The sequence below is a fragment of the Nocardia jiangsuensis genome (assembly GCF_042650385.1).
Lineage (GTDB): Bacteria > Actinomycetota > Actinomycetes > Mycobacteriales > Mycobacteriaceae > Nocardia > Nocardia jiangsuensis.
In genome coordinates this window covers 640,483-664,249 of the sequence record NZ_JBHSAX010000014.1, presented here as the reverse complement: position 1 = coordinate 664,249, position 23,767 = coordinate 640,483, and the positions used below count along the sequence as shown (strand labels likewise).

The window sequence follows — 23,767 nt, the reverse complement described above, 5'->3', positions numbered from 1 at the left end:
GGACGGTTCCACGTGAAACCTGTGCCGCCTCGGTCGGGATTGAATGTAACACCGAGTATCAGTTAAGTGCCACGATCAGCCGTAGGTGTCCCGCGGCCCGCGGCCCCTGACGTGCCGTTCGCCCTTGCGCCAGCTGGGCGCGGCGGGTCCGGCGATGCGCAGCGAGGTCACCACGCCGGGACCGACCGCCGCGGCGATCTTGGCCAGGATCTGGCTCTGCAGCATGCGCAGCTGGGTCGCCCACGCGGTGGACTCCGCCTGGATGTGCAGCACGCCATCGCGCAGCGTGAGCGGCGTCGCGTGCGCCGCGACGTCCTCGCCGACCACCCCCACCCAGCGGCCGAAGACCACGCCCTCGGCGACCTTGGCCGACCAGCCCCTGCTGCGCACCAGCGAGCCGGTGAGGCTGGAGAACAGCTGAGGATCGCGATCGTCCGGTCGGGCGCCGGACCAGCCGCTGCGCCTGCGGCCGCGCCCCGCGGCCCGGCGCGGCGAGGCGCGCCCCTGCCCGACCGACTTCCCCGCGGCCCGCGCGGCGGCCCGCGCCTCCTCGAGCGCACGCCGGGCGAGGTCGATTCCGCGCAGCTCCGGCTGACCGTTCGAGCCGGTCGTCGGCGCTGGTGGCGGCGGTGTCGGCGGGCGGCCCGGGTCGTCGGAATCGGTCATCGGGGGCGCTCCCTTCGCCGCTGCGCCGGGGAGTTATCCCCAGATTTGTCGTGTTATCCACAGGGGTCGGGATAACCGGCCCCGGCGGCGGCCGCGCTGCTGCCCGGTCTCGCCCCGATCCGTCGAACGCCTGTTCGCGATAGGTTTTTCCACTGCTCGAAAGGCTTGTGGAGAGCCTCGAGCTGCGGTTTTCCGGTCCCCGCCGGGACGGTTATCCCGAACTTCTCCACAGGCGCCCCGGAAGTGTGGGGAGAACGGGGACGATGTCCGCTGAGCGGCGCGCGCCGTGTCACTCTACGGCAGCGGAGGCGTCCGCGACGAGCAGGGAGATCCGGCTGTCCGGGTCACCGCTGGTGCGCACCCGCAATGGCGTGGCATCCAGCTCCGCGGGCACGTCCTCCGGCACCGCGGCGGTGATCAGCACCTGCTCCGCGGCTGCCGCGACCGCCGCCAGCGCGGTCCGGCGGCGCCGGTCCAGCTCCGCGAAGACGTCGTCGAGCAGCAGCACCGGCTCGGCGCCGGAGCCACGCAGCAGGTCGAAGGCGGCGAGCCGCAGCGCCAGCGCGAACGACCAGGACTCCCCGTGGCTGGCGAACCCCTTCGCAGGCCCGCCGCCGAGCAGCAGCTCCAGGTCGTCCCGGTGCGGGCCGACCAGGCAGACGCCGCGCTCCAGCTCCTTCGTCCGTGCCGCCGCGAGCTCACGCAGCAGCACCGCCTCCAGCTCGTCCCGATCGGTCGCGGCGGGTGTCCGCGCCGGGTCGAGCAGCTCGGGGGGGAGGTAGCCGCTGCGGTAGCCGATCACGGCCGGCCGCGACTCAGGGGCCAGCGCGCGGTACGAATCGGCCAGGTGCGGCGCCAGGTCGTGCACCAGCCGCAGCCGGTGCTCGAGCAGCACCGAGGCGTGCGCCGCGAGGTGCCCGTCCCACACGTCGAGCGTGCCGAGGTCGGCGCGCGAGCGGACGTTCCGCCCCGCCGTCTTCAACAGCGCCGAGCGCTGCCGCAGCACCCGGTCGTAGTCCGAGCGCACCGCGGCGAGCCGCGGCAACCGCGCGGTGGCCAGCTCGTCGAGGAAGCGGCGGCGCTCCCCCGGGTCGCCGCGCACCAGCGCGAGATCCTCCGGCGCGAAGAGCACGGTGTGCAGGACGCCGAGGATCTCCCTCGGCCTGCGCGCGGGCGAGCGGTTGATCTGCGCGCGGTTCGCCGCGCCCCGATTCAGCTCGAGGTCGATCCGCAGCTCCCGGCCCGCGTTCACCACCGCGGCCCCGATCCGGGCCCGGTCGGCGCCGGTGCGGATCAGCGGGGCGTCGGCGGAGACCCGGTGCGAGGCGAGCGCGGAGAGGTAGCCGAGCGCCTCGAGCACGTTGGTCTTGCCGTTGCCGTTCGCTCCGAGCAGTACCGTGCGGCCTGGGGACAACTCCACATCGAGCTGTTCCCAGGAGCGGAAGTCGCGCAGCGAGAGCGCGCGCACGAACATCCGCTACCCCCGCGGGGAACGGCCGGGCAGTGCTCCGCTCACCCGGGTCAGCCCGGCAGCCGGACCGGCATCAGCAGGTAGGTGTACGGGCTCTCGATGGCCGCGAACGCCCCCGACTCGGACGGCTGCGGCTCCTCGTCGGCCGCGGGCAGCAGCACGGCGGGGCGGCTCGGCGTGGTGAAGCCGAAGGTCACCCGCTCGGCGTGCAGCGCGGAGAGGCCGTCCACCAGGTAGCCGGGGTTGAACGCGATGGTCAGCGGCTCGCCGCGGAACTCGGCGACCAGCCACTCCTCGGCGCGCCCCGCGTCGTCGCCGCCGGCGGAGAGCTGCAGCCCGTCCGCGGAGAACTCCAGCCGGACCTGGGCGCCGCGCTCGGCCACCAGCGCGACGCGCTTGATCGCCTCGGTGAGCGGCGCGACCCCGAGCGTGGCGATCGAGGTGTGCTCCTTGGGGAGCAACTGCCGGAACTTGGGGAATTCGGCGTCGAGCAGCCGGGTCGTCGTCCGGCGGCCGCCGTTCACGATGCCGAGCAGCCCGTCCGCGCCCGCGCCGGAGCCGAGCGAGAGCTGCACCGGGACGTCCGCGGCGCCGAGCGTCTTGGCGGCCTCGGAGAGCGTGCGGGCGGGGATCAGCACCGCGGTCTGCACGTCGGGGCGGGCCGGTTGCCACTCCAGGTGCCGCACAGCGAGCCGGAATCGGTCGGTGGCGGCGAGGACCACCTTCTCGCCCTCGATCTCCACCCTGATGCCGGTGAGCATCGGCAGCGTGTCGTCCCTGCCCGCGGCGACGGCGACCTGGCCGACGGCGGCGGCGAACACGTCGACGCCGACCGAGCCGGTCTGCTGCGGCACCTCCGGCAGCTGGGGATAGTCCTCCACCGGCATGGTCGGCAGCGAGAACTTCGCGCTGCCGCAGGCGATCAGCACCCGGGTGCCGTCCAGCGAGACGTCGACCGGCTTGTTCGACAGCGACTTGGTGATGTCGGCGAGCAGCCGCCCCGACACCAGCACCCGGCCCGCCCCGGCGACCTCGGCGGCCACCCGCATCTGCGCGGAGACCTCGTAGTCGAAGCCGGAGACGGTCAGCCCGTCCTCGTCGGCGACCAGCAGCACTCCGCCGAGCACCGGCACCGGCGGCCGGGACGGCAGGCTGCGCGCCACCCAGGCCACGGAGTCGGCGAAGTCCTCGCGGGCGACCCGAAACTTCATGCCGGAGAGCTCCATCGCCCGACCTGTCCCTTCCCGTTGGCGTCCAGTTCCCATGATCTGCGTGCCTGCGAACCCGCGGCTGCGCGCTCGGCGGGGCGAATCGATCGCTGCCCACGCAGTCTGGCACACGCGACAGACATCAAACCGTACTCGCGCGGTCGAGCGCATATCGCCCGAACCCCGCCTCCGCCTCGCTGCTCCCCGTCGCGCTCCGGCCGCGAGCCCATCGCACCGTTTTCCACACAGCCTGTTTCAAAAGAGATCTCTCTAAGAAGGGAAAAGAAGCAGTAGTAGGTCCTGTGGAATCTGTGGATTCGAGGCCTTTGCGCAGGTGAGACGGCGTGGTGCCGTGGGGATGGACGGTGAGTGTCTCGAGGATGAACGGAGGTCGGCTGTGGACAGCCGAAAGCTGTCCACAATCCATCCTCGAGTCATCCACCGGTTGTTCCACCATGAAACCCCAGTTGTGCACACCTGTGCAGGAATCCGTGGACTGCCTTGGGATTCCTCGAGGAGTCCACAGGGATTCCTCGAGGAATCCACAGCCCCCCGACCGGTATCTGCCCAGCTCAGTGCCTGGGGATGAAATCGCCTGTGGAAACTGTGGATTCCCCACCTGTGCACAGTGCTCCCGAGGGTCCGTGCCGAGCCTGTGGATCAATCGGTGGACAACTCGGTGTTTCCTCGAGGACTACCTGTGGATTCCTCGAGGAATCCACAGGCACAAAAAATGCACTGCCCCTGGTCAGGGGCAGTGCACAGGTGTTAGTGAACGATCAGCGCGAACGCTGCTTGATCCGGGCTGTGAGTTCTTGCACCTGGTCGTACACCCGGCGCCGCTCGGTCATCTCTTTGCGCACTTTTTTCTCCGCGTACATCACCGTGGTGTGATCGCGGCCGAACGCCTGGCCGATCTTCGGCAGCGAGAGGTCGGTGAGCTCCCGGCAGAGGTACATGGCGATCTGCCTGGCCTGCGCGAGCGGTCGCGCCTTGCCCGGCCCGGTGAGCTCCTCCATGGTGGTGTTGAAGTACTCCGCGGTGACCGCCATGATCGTCGCCGCGTTGATCTCCAGCGCGGTGGTGTCCGGCATGAGATCGCGCAGCACCACCTCGGCCAGCGAGATGTCCAGCGGCTGGCCGTTCAGCGAGGCGAAGGCGGTGACCCGGATCAGCGCGCCCTCCAGCTCCCGGATATTGCGCTCGACCCGGCTCGCGATCAGTTCGAGCACATCGTGCGGGACGTCGAGGCGGTCCATCCGCGCCTTCTTGCGCAGGATGGCGATCCGGGTCTCCAGCTCCGGCGGCTGCACATCGGTGATCAGCCCCCACTCGAACCGGGTGCGCAGCCGCTCCTCCAGGGTGGCCAGCTGCTTGGGCGGCCGGTCCGAGGAGACCACGATCTGCTTGTTCGCGTTGTGCAGCGTGTTGAAGGTGTGGAAGAACTCCTCCTGGATGCCTTCCTTGCCCTCGATGAACTGGATGTCGTCGACCAGCAGGATGTCGGTCTCGCGGTAGCGCCGCTTGAAGGCGACCTTGCGGTCGTCGCGCAGGCTGTTGATGAAGTCGTTGGTGAATTCCTCGGTGGAGACGTACTTCACCCGCATGCCGGGGAAGAGCCGCTGCGCGTAGTGCCCGGCCGCGTGCAGCAGGTGCGTCTTGCCGAGGCCGGAGGCGCCCCAGACGAAGAGCGGGTTGTAGGCGCGGGCCGGCGCCTCGGCGATCGCCACCGCGGCCGCGTGCGCGAAGCGGTTGGAGGCGCCGATGACGAAGGTCTCGAAGGTGTACTTCGCGTTCAGGCTGGCCGAGGAGGGCGGCGTTGAGCTCTCCTGGCTCTTGGCGAAATAGGTCGGCCAGGCATTGCGCACCGGGACCACCGGTTCGTCGTCCGGCGCGGCCACCGGCTCCGGCTGCGGCGCGGCCGGGCCGTCCGGTTCGTCGTCGCGGGTCCAGCCGCGGCCGGGGAGGTCGGCGCCGAAGAGCGTCTCCTGGCCCGCCCGCGCGGTGTCCCTGCGCTCCGGCTCGCGGAAACTCCGGTCGCCGGCATCGGCGCCGTCGAAGCCGCGCTGGTCGCGCCGCTCGCCCTCCGGGTACGGCCGCGGCCGCTCGCCGTCGTAGCCGCGGTGCTCGTCACCGTCGGCGAAGCGGGGCGGTTCGGCGTAGCGGGGCTCGGCGTAGCGCGGGGCCTCCTCGTACCCGGTGTCGTCGGCGCCGGGGAACGGCCTGCGCTCGGCGCCCTCGTCCTCCGGTTGCCTGCCGAAGCCGCGCTCGCCGTAGCCCTGGTAGCGGGCGGGCGCGGCATCCGGCTCGCCGGAGTAGCCGTAGCCGGGCCGGGTGCGGTATGCGGTGTCGGCCCCGTATTCGTTCTCCTCCGGGTAGCCGGGCTCGGCGAAGCGGGCGCCGCCCTGGTAACCGGGCTCGCCGCGGTACTCCTCGCGCGGCGCGGCCTCCACGGGCTCGGCGGCTTCGTACCGGCCGTAGCCGGTGCGGGCGTGCTCGCCCTCCGGGCGCGAGGTCATCCTGGCGTGCCGCGCTCCGGTGCCGGAGCGCTCCGGCGTACCGGGCGCGGGCGCCGCGATGCGCACCCCGAGCCCCTCGACCTGCGGCCCGAGCCTGCGCGCGAGCGAGCGCAGGATCGGCTCGCGCAGATCGCGCTCGATCGCCTCCTGGGCGAGCGAGGACGGCACCGACAGCAGCGCGAAACCCTGCGCGACCGTCAGCGGCTTGACGAGCTTGAGCCAGGCCTGCTGCGCTCGGGAGACCGCCGTGATCGCACCGTCCGGCGAACCGGTGGTGAGTTCGGCGACCACCTCGGGCCAGACGGTGGCGAGCACGTTCTGCTCGTCGTCCATACAATTGCCTCCCCGGAATCGGTCGAGTGGAGCGGACGCGATGATCAGGCGCGTACCCGTGACCCCGCATACATCCGAAGCCGGCTCGTAGCTGCCCGGATCCCCCGTCCGGGCAGCGGCGTGGCGCCGTCGGCTCTACGAATATGCCACTCGGCCGGTCTTTGTACACAATCTATCCACAGATGTGGAGAACCCTGGGGATGAATGTAAAAGCCCCGGTGAGCGCTGCGGCGGGGCCTGGACCTGCACTTGTGTGGCTACTGATGAGCAACTGCGGTCCGGCGGGCTGGGCGCGCGCGTCAGGGGATGTGGACGAACTCACGATAGCCGGTGCTCGGGACCCGCGGAAGGGAGGGGGTGCCCGGAACGCCGGGGGCGAGTTTGACCTGCTCCAACGGGTTCAGTACCCTCATACAGTCATCCCCTGGTGTGATGGGTGGTCCTGTGCTGACCGGATTCGGTCGTGATCGACCGACTGTGCGCCGGGACTGATCCGCGCCGACGAGGCCGGACAGATGTATCACCGACAAGCTTCGGGCGCCGCGCGGCGCCCACCGACTCGAGGAGTGTTCAACCGTGGCCAAGGGCAAGCGGACGTTCCAGCCGAACAACCGTCGTCGGGCGCGGGTGCACGGCTTCCGCCTCCGGATGCGCACCCGTGCGGGTCGCGCCATCGTCTCGGCGCGGCGCCGCAAGGGCCGCTCCGAACTGACTGCCTGATCCCGATCGCTCTCGGACGCTCGGGTGTTGCCTGAGCCGTATCGGTTGCATCATCGTGCCGATTTCTCCCGGGCGGTGCGCCGCGGCCAGCGAATCGGGAGACGAGATCTGGTCGTGCACGCGTTCACGCACGAGTACGACCAGGGTTCCGGCACGTCCGCAGCCATCGGGAGCGAACCAGCGCAGCCACTACCGGCCGAGCCTGCGGTCCGCATCGGCGGGCCCCGATTCGGCCTGATCGTCAGCAAGGCGGTGGGCAACGCGGTGATCCGTCACCGCGTCGCCCGCCGCCTGCGTCATATCTGCGCCCAGGTGCAGCCCGAGCTGCCCGCGGAGATCGACATCGTGATCCGGGCACTCCCCGGCTCCGCCGCGGCCGCCTCGGACGACCTGCTCCGGCAGCTCCGCGCGGCGCTGCGCAAGCTCGGGGCGACCGAGCGGGCGGGCAGTCCGCCGTGAAGCACATCGCCCGGCTGCCCGCGAACGCGCTGATCTTCCTGATCGAGCTGTATCGGACCTACGTGTCCCCCACCCGCATGCCGATCTGCCGATTCACCCCCACCTGTAGCGAGTACGCGGTCACCGCGCTGCGGACCCGGGGGCTGGTGATCGGGCTGTTGCTGACGGTCGTGCGACTGGTCAAATGTGCGCCCTGGCACCCTGGTGGGTGGGACCCGGTTCCGGAACGGAAGCGAGGCGCGCGCCGCACCGCGGACGCGGCGGGGCCGAAGGCTTGGTAAAGGATCGCCGCCAGCGGTGGTCGGCGAGACGTAACGACGGGAGTACACAGAACCGTGCTCGATTTCATCTACTATCCGGTGTCCTGGATTCTGTGGTTCTGGCACCGAGTATTCGGGTTCGTGTTCGGCGCGGACAACGGTGCCAGCTGGGCGCTGGCGGTGGTGTTCCTCGTCTTCACGCTGCGGCTGGTGCTGTACAAGCCCTTCGTGCGTCAGGTGCGGACCACCAAGCAGATGCAGGAGCTGCAGCCCCAGATCAAGGAGCTGCAGAAGAAGTACAAGAACGATCGCCAGAAGATGGCGACGGAGATGCAGAAGCTGCAGAAGGAGAACGGCTTCAACCCGCTCATGGGTTGCCTGCCGATCCTGGCCCAGGTGCCGGTCTTCCTCGGCCTGTTCCATGTGCTCCGCTCCTTCAACCGCACCGGCCACGGCGTCGGCCAGCTCGGCATGAACGCCTACGACAACGCGCACACCCCGAATTACGTCTTCAGCGCGGTCGACGTCCAGTCCTTCCTGAGCGCCCGCATCTTCGGCGCGCCGATCTCCGCGTTCATCACCGCGCCCGTCTCCGAGCTGCAGGCCTTCGCCGACTGGGGCGGGGTGCCGAGCAAGCTGAGCATCGCGCTCGTCGCTGTCCCGCTCATGGTGATCGCCAGCATCGCGACCCACTTCAACGCGCGCGCCTCGGTCGCCAGGCAGACGCCGGAGGCCGCGGCCAACCCGCAGGCCGCGATCATGAACAAGCTCGCGCTCTGGGTCTTCCCGCTCGGCGTGCTCGTCGGCGGTCCGTTCCTGCCGATCGCCATCCTGCTCTACTGGGTCTCCAACAACATCTGGACCTACGGGCAGCAGCACCTCGTCTTCGGCCGCATGGAGCAGGAAGAGGAAGCCAAGAAGCAGGCGAAGCTGGACCTGCGCTCGCAGAACGCCCCGAAGCCGGGCGCCAAGCCGGTGGACACCAGGAAGAAGCCGCAGCAGCCGGCGGACGAGACGGAGGAGGCCGCGAGCACCAACGGCTCCACGCCCGCTGCCAAGCCCGCTGCGAAGGCACCCGGTAAGAACTCCGGCCAGAAGCGTCCCGGCGGGCAGAAGCGCCCCGCCAACCGCGGCCGGGCCAATCAGAAGCGCAGGCGCTGACCGCTGTCCGTCGTCGCGGGTAACGGGGCGAGGCGAACCGTTACCCGCGGAGAACAGATGAAGGAAAATCACATGACTGCTGAGATCGACGGAGGGGAAGCCATCGTGGCGACGACGACTGTGAACGCCGATCCGGAGACCGACGAGGTCGAGACCGACGCCGAAGAGGCGCTCATCGAAGAGGGCGAGATCGCAGGCGATTACCTCGAGCAGCTGCTCGACGTACTCGATTTCGACGGTGACATCGATCTCGATGTCGAAGGTGATCGCGCCGTGGTGAGCATCGACGGCGGCAGCGATCTCACCAAGCTCGTCGGCCGCAACGGTGAGGTGCTCGACGCGCTGCAGGAGCTGACCCGCCTCGCGGTCCAGCAGGCGACCGGCGAGCGCAGCCGGCTCATGCTCGACGTCGCCGGCTGGCGGGCCAAGCGCCGCACCGAGCTGAGCGCGCTCGGCGAGGCCGCGGCGCAGCGGGTGCTCGCCAGCGGCGCCCCCGAGCCGCTCGTGCCGATGACCCCGTTCGAGCGGAAGATCGTGCATGACGCGGTCGCATCGGTGGACGGCGTCGCCAGCGAGAGCGAGGGCGTCGAGCCGAACCGGCACGTGGTGGTCGTCCCTGCGTGAAGTACCCCGCCGCGGCGGATGATTGGATAGGGCCTCTGGTCTCCGGACCGGAGGCCCTCGCCGTCTCCGGGTCCGCTGCACCTCCCCTGTGTTCGGAAGGATGTTTCACGTGGAACCTGATCCCGGCGCCGTCGAGCCGAGTCTCGTCGAGCCGCCGCCGGCCGCAGCGCTGATCTTCGGCGACCGTCTGCCGCTCGCGGTGCGGTACCACGCCGCGCTCGCCTCGTCCGGTGTGGAGCGCGGGCTCATCGGCCCGCGCGAGGTGCCCCGGCTATGGGATCGGCACATCCTCAACTGTGCCGTCCTCGGTGAGTTGATCGAGCCGGGGGCGACCGTCGTCGACGTCGGCAGTGGTGCCGGGCTACCCGGGATCCCGCTCGCCATTGCCCGGCCGGATCTTCGCATCTCGCTCGTCGAGCCGCTGCTGCGCCGGACCGTCTTTCTCAGCGAGTTCCTGGAGGAGGCCGAGCTGCCGGTGACCGTGGTCCGGGGGCGCGCCGAACAGGACGGGGTGCTGAAGGAGGTCGGCGGGGCCGATGTCGTGACGTCCCGTGCCGTCGCTCCGCTCGGCAAGCTCGCGCAGTGGTCGATGCCGCTGCTTCGGGATCACGGGCGGATGCTCGCGCTCAAGGGGAACAGTGCGCGGGACGAGGTCGAGCGGGATGCGCACGATCTGGCTCGGGCCGGTGCCGGGGGCGTGGCGGTGCTCGAGTGCGGGGGTGACGTTCTGGCGGTGCCGACGCTGGTGGTGTCGGCGGAGTCGCTCCCCCGCTCGGAGCGGGCCGCGCTGCGGCGTGCAGCGAAGGGGCGGAAGGGTGAGGTTCGAGGGCGGTAGGGGTTCACGTTTCACGTGGAACGTGGGTGGGGTGGGGCCCGGTCGGTCTTCGCGGGTTCGGTGCCGATCGGTGGTATGCGCGGGGAGGCCGGCGACAGGCGCCGGTGCAGAGCGGTCCAGGGTGAGGGTGCGGGCACCCCGCTTCCGATGTCGACGGTCGTGTTGTGTGATGTCGGGACGCGGCGCTTGGTCCGGGCGGTCGACTGAGCCGCGGCGTTCCGTCCGCATGGTCACGGGAGACGCGGGAAGAGTGCGTCGCTGATCATCGGCGGCGCGCTGCGTGGCGAGCCGGGGCCGGGAGTGGTGTTCGTCGAGAGCTGGCCAGCGGTTCGGAGGCGTTGTGAGAGCCGGTCCGCGAGGTGGCGCTACGCGCACTCCCCTCTTCGCGTGCCGACGCTGAGTTGATCGCTCGCGTGACCCGAGGTGGCACGGTCCGGGGTCGAGGCGCGGCGCGTCGCACTGCATGCGGCTGGGCGGCCCGCGGAGACGTGCGATGAAGATCGGTCTTCGGCGGTTGGAGGACTCGACGCTCGCGCGAGCGGGTCGGCGCGATCGTGCTGCCTGCGATCTCCAGGAGTCGTGGACCGTCGAGCTCGTCCGCTCTGCGTCCATCGTCGTGCTCAGGGTGTGACGGGGCGTTCGCGATGTGGGCCGTCGGCGCGAATGTTTCCCGTGAAACACAGTAGGGCCACATCACTGACAGGTGCTTCCGAACAGCGTGTCGCGTTGATCGCGGGACAGCGATGTTTCACGTGAATCAGCTCGCTCGGCGCTATTGGGTGCGAGGCGCCAGAAGCCGCGTGCGAGGTCGACCTCTAACTCGCACCTGCTCGAAATGCGCGGTCGCTGCCTGCCGCTTGGATTGTCAGCGCCGGTTGAACCCGGCGCCGGTTTCGGTCCGCGTGCTCAGTTCCCTGCGGACGCCGCATGCGAGTGCGCCCCAGTCGGCCTACCCCTTGCCGCGTGGTCAGTGTCGGTTGCCCGCCCGGTCCGGGGCGCGGCTGGGAGCGTCAGAGCTCGGGTCGCGACTCGGTCCCGCCACCCGTTGGCTCAAATCGGGTACCGCCGCTGTATACCGGGGGTCGCGTTGACGCTGCGCTATCAGCTTCCGCGCACCGCGAATCCAGTCCGGGGGCCAGTAGTCGTTGACAGGCAGTGATGTGCGCACCGGGCCTCGGCGCGGGCTGGCTGGACGTAGGCTCCGCCCGTACGTCAGGGCCTGACGGCGGTGGCGTGGACCGTGCAGATCTCCGAGCCGGTCTCGAACCGGGTGCCGCGGCGTGGGTGGCGGTGATGCCGAGGTCGTGCACCACCGATCACCCGCCACCAGTCGATGGCCGCCACCGGCGCGCGCAGGTCGCGAAGGAGCAGTTGGCCGTCAGCCGAGCCGTGCGGGCTCACAACCTCGAGTCGCCCATCCCGCGCTCGGAGTGAGAATCACCCACACCGACTCCGCGATCCACGAGACAGAAGAGCGCCGGTACTCACTGTTTCACGGGAAACGCAATCCGACCCCGCTCCCCCGCAAACCGCCCCGAACCAACCGCAACTGCGAAAAACGACCGTTGTTTCACGGGAAACCGCGCACATTCCGCGTGTCGTACACGCCCCGCCGCGATTCAGCTTTCGTTCCGCCCGCACTGCTGGCAAAGTAGTCACCGTCGGCGTGAGCGTAGTTGCCACGAAGGGATGTGGGTGTCAACGGCGGCAGCGGAATGCTCCGCTCGGACCATCGGGTCTCGCGAATCCGATCAACGCATCTCGATCCCCCGACACGGCTGTGAACGATCCGACTCCGTGCGCATGCGTGCCGGTGTGCGGGGTCGTGAGTTCTCGGGTTAGGAGCAGTTATGTCGAGCGGGCCGGCGAATGTTTCACGGGAAACCACGTCGAGAGTTCCTGGGATGTTGGACTCCAGCAGCTTCGATGCGGAGTCGATCGGAAACACGCCCTTCGGGCACATTTCCGCGAGCGAGACCCCGATCGCCGTGGAAGCGCATCGGGCCAGTCAAGTGCTTCATCCAGGAGGTGTGACCGTGCCGAAGCCGCGTGAACAGCGCATCATGACGATCGCCAACCAGAAGGGCGGCGTTGGCAAGACCACCACGGCGGTGAATCTGGCGGCCGCGCTGGCGCACCAGGGCATGACCGTGCTGGTGATCGACCTCGATCCGCAGGGCAATGCCAGCACCGCCCTCGGTATCGACCACTACTCGGGCGTGCCCTCCAGCTACGAACTCCTCATCGGCGAGACCACGGTGCAGGAGGCGATCAAGACCAGCCCGCACAGCGAACGGCTGCTCTGCATTCCGGCCACGATCGACCTCGCGGGCGCGGAGATCGAGCTCGTGTCCATGGTCGCCAGGGAGGGCAGGCTGAAGTCCGCCATCCAGGAGGCCAATCTCGCCGGGTACAACATCGACTACGTCATGATCGACTGCCCGCCCTCGCTCGGCCTGCTCACCGTCAACGCGATGGTGGCGGCGAAGGAGGTGCTGATCCCGATCCAGTGCGAGTACTACGCGCTGGAAGGCGTCGGGCAGCTCATCCGCAATATCGGGCTGGTGCAGGCGCACCTCAACCCGGAGCTGCACGTCTCCACCGTCATCCTCACGATGTACGACGGCCGGACCAAGCTGGCCGACCAGGTGGCCGAGGAGGTGCGCGCGCACTTCGGTGACGTGGTGCTGCGCTCGGTGATCCCGCGCAGCGTCAAGGTCTCCGAGGCGCCCGGCTACGGCATGACGGTGCTCGACTACGATCCCGGTTCCCGGGGCGCCATGAGCTACCTCGACGCGGGCCGGGAAATCGCCGCCCGCGGCGCGGCGCAGCGCGACGACGCCGCCAGTGCCTGACCGCCTGCGACGATCGAGAAAAGGGTGGCGAACAAGGAAGGGATCGGTAGGCCGATGACGCAGGCGAAGAAGGGCGGATTGGGACGCGGGCTGGCCGCGTTGATTCCGACGGGTCCGGTCGGCGCGCCCGGCAACGGCAACGGGAACGGCACCGCTTTCACCGAGGCGCCGCCGACGCCGACTCCCCTCCCCCGTGCGGTGCCGATCGGCGCCGCCGAACTCCCCGACCTCACCGGACTGGTCGACACCGGCGCCGCGGTCTACCGCGAGATCCCGCCGGACAAGATCGAGCCGAACCCCAAGCAGCCGCGCACCTACTTCGAAGAGGACGCGCTCGCGGAGCTGGTGCACTCGATTCGCGAGTTCGGGCTGATGCAGCCGATCGTGGTCCGCCGGGTGCAGCCGGGCGCCGACCGCTACCAGATCGTCATGGGCGAGCGGCGGTGGCGGGCGAGCCAGGAGGCCGGGCTCACCGCGATCCCGGCCATCGTCCGGGAGACCGCCGACGACTCCATGCTGCGCGACGCGCTGCTGGAAAATATCCACCGGGTGCAGCTCAACCCGCTCGAAGAGGCGGCCGCCTACCAGCAGCTGCTGGAGGAGTTCGGCGTCACGCACGAGGAGCTGGCAGGCAAGCTCGGCCGCTCCCGCCCGGTGATCACCAACATGATCCGGCTGCTGAAGCTGCCGATCCCGGTGCAGCGCCGGGTCGCGGCGGGCGTGCTCTCCGCCGGTCACGCCCGCGCCCTGCTCGGCCTGGACGCCGGTGCGGATGCCCAGGAGGTGCTGGCCGCCCGGATCGTCGCCGAGGGACTCTCGGTGCGGGCCACCGAGGAGGCCGTCACCCTCGCCAACCGCGACGACTCGGTGATCAAGCCCGCTCCCGTGCGGCGCAAGCCGATCCACATGCCGGGGTTGCAGACCGTGGCCGAGCGGCTCTCCGAGTCGTTCGACACCAGGGTCGTCGTCAGCATGGGCAAGCGGAAGGGCAAGATCGTTGTCGAGTTCGGCTCGGTCGAGGACCTGGAACGCATCGTCGGAATGATGGAGCAGCAGCAGCTCGGTGGGTGACCCGAATTGTCGATTTTCGGCGCTGCCAGCCGACGACCGAGAGGCCAGGCGTGAAACGTCACTGTGACAGTGCCGGAAATCCGACTGTGAAATCGGCTTCACCCCCGAAGGGTTTCGGATTTTGGCGGATCGCCTATTCTTGCGAGCGAGACCAGTGAGCGTAGACGAATCGGAAAGCTGGAGGCTGAGCAGAGCGGTGTCGACCAGCGTCACAGCACTCACCCTCGGGGAGCTCGACAAGTTGCCCACCCATGCGCGGCGGTGCGTCTTCTGGGAGATCGATCCCGCGGTCGCCGAGGACTCCAGGGAATTCAGCGACCCGGTCTTCGAGAAAGAAGCCTGGCTCTCCACGGTCATGCTGGAGTGGGGCTCCTGCGGTCAGATCGCTCAGGTGGACGGGCAGGGCGCGGGCTGCGCCCTCTACTCACCGCCGAACGCGGTTCCGCGCGCCGGGCTGTTTCCGACCTCGCCGGTGAGCCCGGATGCCGTCCTGTTGACCACGCTGCGGGCCGAAGCCGTCTACGCGGACCGAGACATCACCCACCAGCTGATCCGGGCCGTGGTGGCCGATCTGGTGCGCCGCGGCGTGCGCGCCCTGGAGGCGTTCGGCATTCGCTCCGCTCCCCCGGCCACCCTGCTCGGTGATCGCACCGCGGGCTCCATGCGGCTGATGGAGCGGATCGACAGCCCCTCGCTCGGCGCCGCGCCGAGCGCGAGCGCGGCCATCGGCCCGTGCTCGCCGGAGACCTGCATGATCGAGGCCGACTTCCTGGAGGACGCCGGTTTCGAGGTGGTGGCGCCGCACCACCGCTTCCCGCGGCTGCGGCTGGAGATCGACTCCGACCACGGCTGGAAGGAGGACGTCGAGCGCGCGCTCGACCAGCTCCTCGCGGCCGCCTCGATGACCCCGCCCGCTCGCGTCGGCGCGACCTGCTGATCCCCGGAAACGACAGTGGCCGCGCCCGGAAATCGGGCGCGGCCACTGTCGTGAAGAGGGCAGATCACATCCGGTCGGCCGCGGCGAGCTCCTCGGCCAGCAGCTCGGCGAAGGTGTAGGTGCCGGTGGGCTGATCGTCCTGGCCGAGCAGGTACAGCCGCTTCACCGACACCAGGATGGCCTCGGCGATCACGTCGCGCATCCGGGGCGTGGTGAGCACCGAGGCGTCGTATTCGTTGGTCAGGTAGCCGATGTCGACCTGGACCGTCGGCATCTTGGTGAGCCGGAGCAGATCCCAGGTGCGCGGGTGCGTGCGGCAGTCCTGCAGCGAGGTCCGCGCCACCACCTCGCGCTGGATGTAGCCGGCCAGCACCTGGCCGATCATCGAGACCGAGCCGTGCGAGTTGCCGAAGTAGAAGCCGGCAACGCCGTTCGCCGACGGGCTCGGATTGGTGGCGCAGCGCAGCGAGATCATCAGGTCGGCGTCGAAGGCGTTGGAGGTCTCGGCGCGCTCGGCATCGCTGGGGTTGGCGTTCCAGGGCCGGGAGAGGAAGGTCTCCATGCCGGTGGCCGCCATCCGGCCCTCCAGCCTGGCGGCCAGATCCCAGAGCACCTCGGACTCGTAGACGTCGCCGAACTCGGTGGCTACCGAATGCCCGCGATCGGGGCCGCCGAGGCCAGGGTCGATCACGATGCGCTTGCCGGTGAGCTGCGGCCCGGCCCGGTGCACGACCTCCTCCTCGGCGATCCGGTGCGGATTGCCGCCGGTGACGCGGGCGCCGAGCAGCTCGAGCGAGCGCAGGGTGTCCGGGCCGCAGATCCCGTCGGCGGCCAGCCCGATCTCGCGCTGGAAGGCGGTCAGCCCCTCGTGCGTGTGCGGGCCGAAGTAGCCGTCCACCCGGTGCACGTAGAAGCCGAGATCCTGCAACCGGCGCTGCAGCGTGGCGACGTCGTCGCCGTACAGCGGCGCGGAGAGCTGATAGATGAGGGTGCGGGCGCCGAGCCGGTAGGAGGCTTCCTTGAGCGCCCGGTAGGTCGCCGGGCCGACGATGCCGTCCACCAGCAGCCCGCGGTGCTGCTGGAAGGCGCGCACCGCGGAGTCGAGCGGATGGTCGAAGGACGCCTCGACATCCTTCCAGTACTCCGGCGGGTCGTTCTGATCCGCGCCCGCGTGAGAGTTCAGGAATCCCAGACTCGCCAGGGTGCTCCGGACTTCCGCGACCGCCGGACCGCCGTCGCCGTGACGAAGTCGGTGCATGCGTGAGGGCCCTTTCCTTCCGTTGATCCCGGGTACCCACTCATGCGACGGTGTGAACCCTCGCACGACCGGAAGCGTCGGTCGATTGTCGCAGACCTCGGCCACAACCCCGCAATCGCGGGTCCCCGGCATCCTACGGGGAGCCGGCTGTTCCCGGCGTCAGATGACGCCGTCGAGTTCGCGCAGCAGCGCGGCCTTGCCCTTGGCCCCGACGATGCTCTTGACCGGCTTGCCACCGGCGAACAGCATCATGGTCGGCAGCGAGAGCACCTCGTAGTCGCGGGCCGTGCCGGGGTTGGCATCCACGTCCAGCTTGGCGATGGTGAGCTTGTCGGCGTGCGTGCCTGCGATCTCCTCCAGCACGGGGGCGACCATCTTGCACGGGCCGCACCAGTCGGCCCAGAAGTCGACGAGTACGGGCTTCTCGCTGAGCAGGACGTCGTCGGCGAACGAGGCGTCGGTGACGGTCACTGTCTTCTTGTCGGACAACGGGGTATCTCCTTGCGCTGGAACGGGGTCCGTCAGGACACCGGGGTCACCGGGGAACCGGCGTGGTCGAGCGTGTTCGACGTGATGTCGCCCTGCTCGCCCAGCCACCGCTCGGCGTCGATCGCGGCGCGGCACCCGGTGCCCGCCGCGGTGATCGCCTGGCGGTAGATGTGGTCCACGAGATCGCCGACGGCGAAGACGCCGGGGACGTTCGTGGCGGTGGTCGGGTGCTGCACCTGGACGTAGCCGTCGGCGTCGAGCTCGACCTGGCCGCGCACCAGCTCGCTGCGCGGGTCGTGGCCGATCGCGACGAAGAGCCCGGTGGCGGCGAGCTCGGAGGTCTCCCCGGTCCTGGTGTCACGCAGGGTCAGGCTCGTCACCGCGGAATCGCCGTTGACCTGCACGACCTCGGTGTTCAGCACGAACTTGATCTTGTCGTTGGCCTTGGCGCGCTCCAGCATGATGCGGGAGGCGCGGAACTCCTCGCGCCGGTGCACGATGGTGACGGTGGTGGCGAACTTGGTCAGGAAGATCGCCTCCTCCATCGCCGAGTCACCGCCGCCGACGACCACGATCTCCTGGCCCTTGAAGAAGAAACCGTCACAGGTGGCGCAGGCGCTGACGCCGCGGCCGAGCAGCTTCTCCTCACCGGGAACGCCGAGGTAGCGGGCGGCCGAGCCCATGGCGAGGATGATCGCGTTGGCGCGGTAGGTCTCGTCGCCGACGGTCACGGTCTTGATCGGGCCGGAGAGGTCGATGGCGTCGACGTCCTCGGTGCGGATCTCGGTGCCGAAGCGCTTGGCCTGTTCGCGCATCTCGTCCATGAGGTCGGGGCCCATGATGCCCGCGCGGAAGCCGGGGAAGTTCTCCACCTCGGTGGTGGTCATCAGCGCGCCGCCGAACTGGGTGCCCTCGAACAGCAGTGGCTCGAGCTCGGCGCGCGCGGCGTACACGGCGGCGGTGTACCCGGCGGGGCCGGAGCCGACGATGATCAGGTCGCGAACAGGCGTGCTCATGGGGCCCTTCCGAAGGAGTGGGACGTCTGACGTCTCGGTCAACACCAGGGTATCGGGTGGAATTCCCGGTGGTGCGGGCCGCTCGGGGGCCAAATCGGTGGCTGTGCGGGCGATCACCCGATGTCGGTGCGGGTGAGCTGCTGCGGGTCGCCGGTGGTGCAGCCGGTGCCGACGACCAGCGCGGTGACGCCGGGCGAGCGCGGTCCGGCGAGCAGGACCAGCACGGCCGGGCCGCCGCGGAAGACCACGTCGGTGGAGCCGAGCACGGTGCGCTCCAGGCCGTTGGCGGCGACGCAGCGCTGCAGGGCGGCGGCGCTGCCGAGCGGGCCGGTGACGTCGTTGCGGCCCATGATGCCGAGCGCCGCGGCGGAGGTGAGCTGGTCGCCGACGTCGAGGGCGGTCGGCGGCTGCGCGGTCGGGGTGCCGGTCTCGGTGCCGGTGCGCAGGATGGCGGTGATGCCGACGCCGACGGCGAGTACCAGGAGCACGGCGGCCGCCGCGGTGAGCAGGTACGCGGGCCGCCTGCGCCGGGCAGCCGGCGGGACCACGGTCTCCGTGCGACGGCTTCCGGGGTGCGCACTGTCGTCGGTGGCGTCGAGCCGCACTGTCGCCCCGACATCGCCGGGGGCGAGCCGGTTCGTGGCCTCGACGTCGCCGGCGGGAGACCCGGGTCGCGCCGGCGCGGACCGATGCCCGAGCTGTTCGGTCGGCTCGACCCCGTCGAGATCGGTGACGAACCGTTCCAACCGGGCGGCGATATCGGCGGGCATGGCGTGCACGACCCGCTCCTCGGCGCCGAGCGCGCGAATCCGGGTGCTCACCTCGTCCAGCGAGCGCAGCACGCGGAGCGCGTCGGGATCGCGATTGACGGCGGGCCACAGCTGCTCGCGGACCTCGGGTTCGAGGTTGCCCGCGTGGAGATCGGCCAGCACGTCCACGGAGAACGGAGGCTGCGGGACCGATCGGGTCACCATCGAACCTCCGCTGTTCTCATCCGACATGGAACTCACCTGGCATCACAGGTCCCCTTCGCGACGGGGGCGGTCGTCATGGTCATCGCGCTGTGGTCCGTCACTACTTATGACGCACCGCCGCTACGTCCGGTTCCCCGGGTCACGGAGATCCTCCAGCTGCTCCCGCAGCCGGAGCCGGGCACGCGCGCACCGGCTCTTGACCGTGCCCTCGGCGACCCCGAGCAGCACCGCCGTCTCCGCGACGCTGAGCCCCTCCAGGTCCACCGCGACCACCGCCGCGCGCTGATCCGGCGGCAAGGTGAACAGTGCCCGCCCGAGCATCAACGAAACTTCCAATTCGGCGATTCCATTCCGGGGATCCGCCGGGTCCGGCATGGTCTCCGGCGAGAGCGAGACGGCCCGCCTGGTCTTGTTCCGCCGGATCCGGTCGAGGCAGGCGTTCACCACGATGGTGTGCATCCAGCTGCGCACCTCGGAGTCACCGCGGAACGAGGCGGCGGTGCGGTGCGCGTTCAGCAGCGCGTCCTGCAGCGAATCGGCCGCGTCCTCCCTGGTGTAGGCGATCCGCATGGCGGTCTGCCAGAGGTGGTCGCGGTGCCTGCGGAGCAGCTCCGCGAAGGCGTGCTGCTCCCCGGCGACGTGCGCGCGCAGCAGTTCGATATCGCTGGGCTCGCCGGGCTCGAACGGCCGCGACTTCCCCCCGCGGTTCACTTCGGACGACAATGCCAACCCCTTGGACTGCGCTCGCTGCGGTGCGGGCGCGGTCGCCTGCACCAGCTCCCCTGCCGAGAGCGCGCAGCGATCATAGCGTCAGTAACGATTTGGTAGCAACCGGGCCGAGAGGGCTGGTGAACCCGTGTTACGCAGGGATTTTCAGGGCGCGGCGTCGAAGCGGAGCTCGCCGATGGTGGTCTGGAAGCGGCCGCCGTCGTTGCCGAGGCCGGTGATCCAGACCAGCACGTAGCGCGCGGCCTGATCGGTGCGGACCGGAATGTCGGTGACGCCGTTCTGCAGCCGGGCCGAGCCGATCAGCTGGGTCTGGTCCAGCGTCGGCGACTCGGTGGGCGAGGTGCGGATCTCCACCGTCGTGCCCGCGCTCGGCGACTCGATGGCGACCGAGTTCAGCCGCGCCGGGGTCGGCAGCGTTGCCAGCAGCCCGACGCCCTTCTTCAGCGCCGGGAACTGCTGGAAGTACTGGTCGGTGCGCCAGGTGCTGGACGGGTCGCGGTCGATCACGGCGTCGGCGCTACCGGTGCCGTCCGGCGTGCCCTCCGGGGAGAAGACGCCGATCGCGGTGGCGGGCACCGGCGCGCCGGCGCTGCCGTTCGCCGCCGGCTCGGCCGGACCGATCGGCGCGGCGGGCGGGGCGGTGGTCTCGCTGGTCAGGCCGATGTTGTTGGACTTGTCCAGCGGCTCGGACGGCTCGCCGCCCGCGAACATGCTGACCGTCCACCAGATCACGATGCCGACGACGAGCGCGGCCAGGATGCCGAGCCCGACCATGATCCAGAGCATCCGCTGCGAGCGCTCCCGCTCGGCGGCGAGCAGCTCCGGGTCGGCGAGCGACTCCTCGACCGGCGGCTGCTGCCGCTGGCCGAGCCGGAGCACCGGGATGAAGTCGGTCTTCTGGTCGACCACCGACGCCTGCTCCAGCACGTGCTGGACGGTGGCGGCGGTGCGCACGCCCTTGTTCGACTCCAGCGAGCGCACCGCGACCGCGGAGATCTCGAAGGGCACCTCGGGCCGCACCTGGCGCGGCTCCACCGGCGTGCCGTCCGCGCCGAAGTCGGCGAGCCGGAGCCCGCCGACGGTGGCGGCCTGGCCGCTCAGCCCGCCGGAGCGGATCGGCCAGCGGGCCAGGATCAGGGCGTAGAGCATGGCGCCGAGGCCGCGCACGTCGCCCTGGGCGTCGGCGTCGCTGAGCGTGCCGGGGAAGGCGAGCACGGCGTCGCCGGAGGCGCTGATGCGCACCCGGTCCGGGTGGTCGATGGAGAGCGCGCCGCCGCCGCGGTGCGCCAGCTCGGCGGCGGAGGCGAGCACCCGGATGGCGCGCGCGGCGCCGATCGGGGAGGGAACGGTCTCGGCCATCTCGCGCAGCGAGCGGCCGGGGGTCCACTCGGCGACCACGATGCCGCCGGAGGAGCCGCGCACCACGTCGAGCACCCTGGCCAGGCCGGGCGAGTTGATCCGGCCGAGCCGCAGGGTGCGGGAGAGGATGGCCTGCGGGCCGTCCTGCCCGGAGTTCTCCCCCGACTTCTGGTCGGCGTCGACGAAGGTCAGCGCGACCTCACGGTCCAGCTTGATGTCGAGCGCCTGCCAGAACTTGAGCCCGCGCGAGCCGCCGCAGTCGGCGAGCAGCCGGTAGCGGCCGCCGGCGACCGAGGCGCCCGGGATGAGCTTCGGGCCGCGCGGGATCCGGCGGCCCGGCCCCTGCTCGCCGCCGACCGGCGGAATCGGCAGCATGCCGGTGTCGTACATCGGATCGCGCGGCGGGTGGGCGTGCGCCGAGCCGGTGTCGGGCTGCGCTCCCGGCGGCACGACCGCCGCCGGCGGAAGGTCGCCTGGGCCGATCCGGACCGTCGCCTCCGCGTCCCGCGGCGGCACCCCCTGCGGCGGAGCGCCTGGCACCGGGGCCTGCGGCGGCACCCGGCCGCCCTGCTCCTGCTGTGGCGGCTGGTCCGCGGGCCGATGCTCGGTGGAGAGCCCGGCGGGCCGGTTCCCTGGAGAATCGTCGGCCGGGACGCCGCCCACCGCGTCGTCGCTCACCCTCGGTCCTCCTTCGGACGGATACGTCGAAGTCTCGTCGTCACCACTTGTGCTTCTCTGCCGAACAGGGTACGGGAAGTGGCCCGAACCGGTACGGCCAACGGCGTCCGGCCGGATGACCGGAAGCACCATGGTCTGGGTGGAATCCCCGTACGGGTCGAACCGAGGGTATTCGTACTGGTCGCGACGCTGCAGCACCCGGGTCGCGCCCTCGTCGACCTTCGCGTCGAGGTCGAGATCCGGGGCGGGCGGGGTGATGCCGAGGCGGCGCGAGACGGCGACGGTGATCGCGACGATCTCCGGGATTCCCGCCAGGCGCATCAGCCCGAAGGCGACGCCGAACATCACGACCGCGAGGATCGCGACCCGGATCAGCGAGCCCGGGCCGCCGAACGCCTCGGAGAGCTTGCCGAGCCCGAGCACCCGGTCCACGATCAGCATCACCGCGCCGCCCGCGATCGCGGCGAGCGCCACCCGGGACACCGTGCGCCCGACATTCGCCATGCGGAGGTCGCCGAGGCTGCGGTGCAGCAGGTAGCCGCCGATGATCGCGCCCGCGGTGTAGCCGAGACCGTTGGCCGCACCGAGCATGATCACCACGTGTGAGCTGTCGCTGGAGAGCACCGGGGCGAGCGCGGAGAAGACGATCTTCACCGCGGTGATGCCGAGCACGATCCAGGTGGGCGTCCACGCCTGCTCGCGGGCGTAGAAGACGCGCAGGTGGATCAGCACCATCGAATACGGGATCAGCGCGAAGGCCGACCAGCTGACCGCGAGGCCGAGCCGCTCGGCGTCCTCGGCGAACCGGGCGTAGCCGAACAGCGCCTGGCCGACCTGCGGGCCCGCCAGGGTCAGGAAGACCACGACCGGGACCAGCGCGATCATGGTGAGCCGGGTGGCGACCGAGAGGTCGTCGACCACGGCGGGGGTGTCGTCGGCGGCGGCATTGCGGCTCAGCCGCGGCATGATCGCGGTGAGCAGGGTGACGCCGAGGACGCCGTACGGCAACTGCAGCAGCAGCCAGGCGTTGGAGTAGATCGCCGGGCCCGCCTCGTCGGCGTGCGACGAGATGTTGTTCGCGACGATCAGCCCGACCTGGCTGATCAGCACGTACAGGATGATCGCGATGCCCATCCGGCCGAACTGCTTGAGCCTGGCGTCGATCCCCCACAGCGGGCGCAGGTCGATGCCGTGCCTGCGGATGGCGGGCAGCAGGCTGGCGGCCTGCACGAAGACGCCGGTGGTCACGCCGAGGCCGAGGACGAGCAGTTTGGAATCGCCCATGCTGACCGGGTTCAGGCTGATCTCGCCGGGGGTGAGCGCGTAGGCCCCGAGCATGATCAGCACGACCACGTTGTTCAGCACCGGCGCCCACGCACCGGGCCGGAACGCCTGCCTGGTGTTCAGGATCGCGGTGAGCAGGGCCGACATCCCGTAGAAGAGGATCGCCGGGACCAGCAGGAAGGTGAGCGCGGTGGTGAGCTCGGTGTTCACCTTGCCGTCCGCGGAGACGAAGACGTGCGTCGCCAGGATCGGGGCGGCGGCGGTGGCGAGCAGCGCGGCCACGGCGAGCACGGTGAACGCCGCGGTGACCAGGCGGCGGACGAAGGCGGCGCCGTTGTCGTCGTCCTCCTGTTCCGCGCGGATCAGGGTGGGGACGACGATGGCGGTGAGCACGGCGCCGAGCACCAGCTCGGCGATCATGTTCGGGATCAGGTTCGCCGAGACGAACGAGCTGGCCACCGCGGGGCCGAGCACCGCGAGCAGCAGCAGCTGCTTGCCGAAGCCGGTGATCCGGCTGACCAGGGTGGCGATGGCGATCGAGCCGGAGTCGCGGAGCAGGCGGGCGTTCGCGCTCTCCTTGGACTCCGGCTGCTCCGGCTCGGCGAGCGCGGTGCCCGCCTGCGCGGACTGCGCGTAGTGCGAGGTCGCGGGCTCGGCCGGGCGGGCGTGCTTGGGCTTGGCCGCCGGGATGCGCTGCGGAGCGGGGCGGTCGGGCGGAGCCTCGTGTGCGTGCCTGCGGTCCTGGCCCGGCTCGGCTGGGTAGCGCTGTTGCCCCGGGTGCGCGGGCTGGCGCGGCATGCCGCCGGAGGGGGGCTGGGCGCCGGGGCGGCGCGGGGGTGCGGCGCGGCGGGGTTCGCCGGG

At 70.5% G+C, this 23,767-nt stretch carries 19 protein-coding genes; 9 read left to right on the top strand and 10 right to left on the bottom strand.

Annotated elements, in window-relative coordinates:
• Positions 1–75: 75 nt before the first annotated feature.
• The 4 genes from ACFO0B_RS17425 to dnaA all read right to left on the bottom strand — a co-directional run bounded on the left by ACFO0B_RS17425 (position 76) and on the right by dnaA (position 6,197).
• On the bottom strand, positions 76–666 hold the full coding sequence (locus ACFO0B_RS17425) for a DUF721 family protein (protein ID WP_378613518.1): 591 nt from the start codon (positions 664–666) through the stop codon (positions 76–78).
• 289 nt (positions 667–955) lie between these two features.
• Positions 956–2,140 (bottom strand): DNA replication/repair protein RecF, encoded by a 1,185-nt coding sequence (gene recF, locus ACFO0B_RS17420; protein ID WP_378613517.1) that lies wholly within the window; start codon positions 2,138–2,140, stop codon positions 956–958.
• Positions 2,141–2,187: 47 nt separating this feature from the next.
• Positions 2,188–3,363 (bottom strand): DNA polymerase III subunit beta, encoded by a 1,176-nt coding sequence (gene dnaN / locus ACFO0B_RS17415; protein WP_378613516.1) that lies wholly within the window; start codon positions 3,361–3,363, stop codon positions 2,188–2,190.
• 761 nt (positions 3,364–4,124) lie between these two features.
• Positions 4,125–6,197, bottom strand: a complete 2,073-nt coding sequence (gene dnaA / locus ACFO0B_RS17410; protein ID WP_378613515.1) for a chromosomal replication initiator protein DnaA — start codon at positions 6,195–6,197, stop codon at positions 4,125–4,127.
• A gap of 576 nt (positions 6,198–6,773) precedes the next feature.
• On the opposite strand from dnaA, the gene rpmH reads away from it, so the two are divergent.
• The 9 genes from rpmH to ACFO0B_RS17365 all read left to right on the top strand — a co-directional run bounded on the left by rpmH (position 6,774) and on the right by ACFO0B_RS17365 (position 15,119).
• On the top strand, positions 6,774–6,917 hold the full coding sequence (gene rpmH / locus ACFO0B_RS17405; protein WP_071932098.1) for a 50S ribosomal protein L34: 144 nt from the start codon (positions 6,774–6,776) through the stop codon (positions 6,915–6,917).
• A gap of 24 nt (positions 6,918–6,941) precedes the next feature.
• Complete coding sequence (gene rnpA, locus ACFO0B_RS17400) at positions 6,942–7,376, top strand: ribonuclease P protein component (protein WP_378613514.1); 435 nt, start codon at positions 6,942–6,944, stop codon at positions 7,374–7,376.
• Entirely contained in the window at positions 7,373–7,657 is a 285-nt protein-coding gene (gene yidD / locus ACFO0B_RS17395; protein ID WP_378613513.1) for a membrane protein insertion efficiency factor YidD, read from the top strand. The genes rnpA and yidD overlap by 4 nt, the downstream gene beginning before the upstream one ends.
• 54 nt (positions 7,658–7,711) lie before the next feature.
• Positions 7,712–8,797 (top strand): membrane protein insertase YidC, encoded by a 1,086-nt coding sequence (gene yidC, locus ACFO0B_RS17390; RefSeq protein ID WP_378613512.1) that lies wholly within the window; start codon positions 7,712–7,714, stop codon positions 8,795–8,797.
• Between the two features lie 72 nt (positions 8,798–8,869).
• Positions 8,870–9,421, top strand: a complete 552-nt coding sequence (locus tag ACFO0B_RS17385) for a Jag family protein (RefSeq protein WP_378613511.1) — start codon at positions 8,870–8,872, stop codon at positions 9,419–9,421.
• 100 nt (positions 9,422–9,521) lie between these two features.
• Positions 9,522–10,256 carry a 16S rRNA (guanine(527)-N(7))-methyltransferase RsmG gene (rsmG, locus tag ACFO0B_RS17380; RefSeq protein ID WP_378613510.1) on the top strand — a complete coding sequence of 245 codons (735 nt, stop codon included), beginning with the start codon at positions 9,522–9,524 and terminating at the stop codon, positions 10,254–10,256.
• 1,850 nt (positions 10,257–12,106) lie between these two features.
• Positions 12,107–13,111, top strand: coding sequence for a ParA family protein (locus ACFO0B_RS17375; protein ID WP_378613509.1), 1,005 nt, complete (start codon positions 12,107–12,109; stop codon positions 13,109–13,111).
• A 54-nt stretch (positions 13,112–13,165) separates the two neighbouring features.
• Complete coding sequence (locus ACFO0B_RS17370; protein ID WP_378613508.1) at positions 13,166–14,182, top strand: ParB/RepB/Spo0J family partition protein; 1,017 nt, start codon at positions 13,166–13,168, stop codon at positions 14,180–14,182.
• A 196-nt stretch (positions 14,183–14,378) separates the two neighbouring features.
• A complete protein-coding gene (locus tag ACFO0B_RS17365) occupies positions 14,379–15,119 on the top strand; it encodes a GNAT family N-acetyltransferase (protein WP_378613507.1) in 741 nt (246 codons plus the stop codon).
• A gap of 64 nt (positions 15,120–15,183) precedes the next feature.
• On the opposite strand, the gene ACFO0B_RS17360 is transcribed toward ACFO0B_RS17365, so the two are convergent.
• The 6 genes from ACFO0B_RS17360 to ACFO0B_RS17335 form a co-directional block, all read right to left on the bottom strand.
• Entirely contained in the window at positions 15,184–16,377 is a 1,194-nt protein-coding gene (locus ACFO0B_RS17360; RefSeq protein ID WP_378613506.1) for an N-acetylmuramoyl-L-alanine amidase, read from the bottom strand.
• Between the two features lie 159 nt (positions 16,378–16,536).
• Complete coding sequence (trxA, locus tag ACFO0B_RS17355) at positions 16,537–16,866, bottom strand: thioredoxin (protein WP_378613505.1); 330 nt, start codon at positions 16,864–16,866, stop codon at positions 16,537–16,539.
• A gap of 32 nt (positions 16,867–16,898) precedes the next feature.
• Positions 16,899–17,882, bottom strand: a complete 984-nt coding sequence (gene trxB / locus ACFO0B_RS17350; RefSeq protein WP_378613504.1) for a thioredoxin-disulfide reductase — start codon at positions 17,880–17,882, stop codon at positions 16,899–16,901.
• A 113-nt stretch (positions 17,883–17,995) separates the two neighbouring features.
• Positions 17,996–18,856 carry a hypothetical protein gene (locus ACFO0B_RS17345; protein WP_378613503.1) on the bottom strand — a complete coding sequence of 287 codons (861 nt, stop codon included), beginning with the start codon at positions 18,854–18,856 and terminating at the stop codon, positions 17,996–17,998.
• A gap of 120 nt (positions 18,857–18,976) precedes the next feature.
• Entirely contained in the window at positions 18,977–19,579 is a 603-nt protein-coding gene (gene sigM / locus ACFO0B_RS17340; RefSeq protein ID WP_378613502.1) for an RNA polymerase sigma factor SigM, read from the bottom strand.
• 150 nt (positions 19,580–19,729) lie between these two features.
• The gene (locus tag ACFO0B_RS17335; protein ID WP_378613840.1) at positions 19,730–23,704 is read right to left on the bottom strand and encodes a lipid II flippase MurJ; all 3,975 of its coding nucleotides are present in this window, start codon (positions 23,702–23,704) and stop codon (positions 19,730–19,732) included.
• Between the last annotated feature and the right edge of the window lie 63 nt (positions 23,705–23,767).

Coding starts and splice junctions, on each gene's coding strand:
- ACFO0B_RS17425 (WP_378613518.1), bottom strand. CDS start 666: ATGACCGATTCCGACGACCCGGGCCGCCCGCCGACACCGCCGCCACCA.
- recF (WP_378613517.1), bottom strand. CDS start 2,140: ATGTTCGTGCGCGCGCTCTCGCTGCGCGACTTCCGCTCCTGGGAACAG.
- dnaN (WP_378613516.1), bottom strand. CDS start 3,363: ATGGAGCTCTCCGGCATGAAGTTTCGGGTCGCCCGCGAGGACTTCGCC.
- dnaA (WP_378613515.1), bottom strand. CDS start 6,197: ATGGACGACGAGCAGAACGTGCTCGCCACCGTCTGGCCCGAGGTGGTC.
- ACFO0B_RS17385 (WP_378613511.1), top strand. CDS start 8,870: ATGACTGCTGAGATCGACGGAGGGGAAGCCATCGTGGCGACGACGACT.
- rsmG (WP_378613510.1), top strand. CDS start 9,522: ATGTTTCACGTGGAACCTGATCCCGGCGCCGTCGAGCCGAGTCTCGTC.
- ACFO0B_RS17375 (WP_378613509.1), top strand. CDS start 12,107: ATGTCGAGCGGGCCGGCGAATGTTTCACGGGAAACCACGTCGAGAGTT.
- ACFO0B_RS17370 (WP_378613508.1), top strand. CDS start 13,166: ATGACGCAGGCGAAGAAGGGCGGATTGGGACGCGGGCTGGCCGCGTTG.
- ACFO0B_RS17360 (WP_378613506.1), bottom strand. CDS start 16,377: ATGCACCGACTTCGTCACGGCGACGGCGGTCCGGCGGTCGCGGAAGTC.
- trxB (WP_378613504.1), bottom strand. CDS start 17,882: ATGAGCACGCCTGTTCGCGACCTGATCATCGTCGGCTCCGGCCCCGCC.
- ACFO0B_RS17345 (WP_378613503.1), bottom strand. CDS start 18,856: ATGGTGACCCGATCGGTCCCGCAGCCTCCGTTCTCCGTGGACGTGCTG.
- ACFO0B_RS17335 (WP_378613840.1), bottom strand. CDS start 23,704: ATGCCGCGCCAGCCCGCGCACCCGGGGCAACAGCGCTACCCAGCCGAG.